This window comes from Paenibacillus sp. 01T422, from assembly GCF_056398785.1.
Genome location: NZ_JBFTQB010001350.1, coordinates 1 through 1,098 on the forward strand (window position 1 = coordinate 1; position 1,098 = coordinate 1,098).

1 protein-coding gene is annotated in these 1,098 nt (G+C 43.7%); it reads right to left on the bottom strand.

Annotation, left to right across the window (positions count from 1 at the left end):
* Positions 1-91: 91 nt before the first annotated feature.
* The coding region (pnpS, locus tag AC1DUA_RS38635) for a two-component system histidine kinase PnpS (RefSeq protein WP_477504728.1) at positions 92-1,098 on the bottom strand (1,007 nt) is incomplete at its 5' end.

Genomic DNA, 1,098 nt, shown 5'->3' on the forward strand with positions numbered 1-1,098 from the left:
CCCCCGTATTTACAGTATATTAACATTGCACATCCATATAATAACACAATTTTGCAAAGTGAATGTAAATGTTGCATTATCGCCATATAATTTAGTGGATGACTGGCAATTCTATGGTAAATCTCGTCCCAATTCCGACCTCGCTATCCACGCGAATCGTCCCTTTATGCAGCTCGACCAAATGCTTCACAATGGATAAGCCTAATCCAGTTCCACCTGAACTTCGCGAACGAGCTTTGTCTACCCGATAAAACCGTTCAAAAATTCGCGGCAAATCCTTCTTCGGAATCCCCATACCCGTATCAGTGACGATTAAACGCAGACGTTCATAATCACCCTCGCTGTTCGGATCAAGCGGCTCTATCCGGAGCTTAACCTTGCCGCCTTCCTGCGTGTACGCAATTCCATTGGAGAGAAGGTTGATAATAATTTGGCGCAGGCGATCTTCATCAGCTTCGATATACATATCTTCATCGACCTGCAATCCCAGTTCAATATGCTTTTTCTCAGCTTCTTTTCTTAAAACATTAAGTGATCTTTCCAGAAACTCTGGTAAATAAATCGGCGAAAAATTCATTGGAATCCGCTTGGATTCAATTTTGGACAGTTCAAGAATATCCCCAATCAACCGATTTAACCGTTCACTCTCATCAAAAATAATTTGCAGGAACGATACCGCCGTTTCCTTATCATTCAGCGCCCCTGCCAGCAGTGTCTCAGCGAAACCTTTGACAGCGGCAATCGGCGTCTTAAGCTCATGGGATACATTCGCCACAAATTCGCTTCTCATCCGTTCAAGCCTGCGAACAGCCGTGATATCATGAATCACGATCAGTACACCAGACCACTCTTCGTCTTCATGGGCGATTGGACTTAAGTGAATATCCAGAATGCGCTCGGCTGGATAATAGAAAATCATCTCGTCGCGAATCGATTCGCGCGTCTCAATACATTCCTGAATCAGCTTCGTAAACTCAAATTGCTGTTTTGCTTCGTTATATCTTTTCCCCAATAGCTCCTGTGAAGAAAAGCCCAAAATGTATTCAGCTGAAGGGTTTAACAGCATAATCCGCTCTTCGCGGTCAATCATCATAATGC